The sequence below is a fragment of the Alcanivorax sp. HI0044 genome, from assembly GCF_001634945.1.
Window position 1 is genome coordinate 1 of sequence record NZ_LWEZ01001876.1, and the last position, 610, is coordinate 610.

General features: G+C 59.3%; 1 protein-coding gene. It reads left to right on the forward strand.

Annotated features, from left to right (window positions below; translation table 11 throughout):
* Window positions 1–610: sigma-E factor regulatory protein RseB domain-containing protein (locus tag A3730_RS27950; protein ID WP_063539384.1), on the forward strand; the 610-nt coding region annotated here is incomplete at both ends.

Below are 610 nucleotides of genomic sequence, written 5' to 3' on the forward strand. Positions count from 1 at the left end.
GAAGTCAGCACTATGGAAGTGAGCCATGCGGTGATTGGTGGCCGTGAGTTCCAGCGGTTGACCCACCTGGATGGCCGGCTGGTAGAGGTGTTGCGCCGGGGTGATGAGGTGGTGTGCCTGCATCCAAACGGCACCTTGACTCGGATTAATCGCAAGCAGGCCGGCCCGCTGGGGCTGGGTGAGCGTATCGCTCACGATGTGCCCGAACAGTACAATATTCTGGTGGATGGCGATGGCCGTGTTGCTGGTCGTGCGGCTACGCGCATGCGTGTGGCGCCGCTGGATACCCATCGCTACGGCTACCGCCTGTGGCTCGATAATGAGAGTAATCTGCTGCTTAAATCGGAAGTGGTTGATGGCAGTGGTGTGGCGCTGGAGCGGGTGGAATTTGTTACCTTGACCTTGGCCGCGCCGCTTACCGAGCAGGATTTTTCCATCCCTGAAACCGTGAAAGAAAGCGATCTGACGCAACTGGCGGATTCTCACCCGTCTCACCAGTTGTCGGTGGAAGCGCAATGGATGCCAGCGGGTTTTACCTCTGTGGATCAGGATTGGCGACAGGGCGGTTCCGACCGCGAGCCCGTGGCCGCACAGGGTTACAGTGATGGGT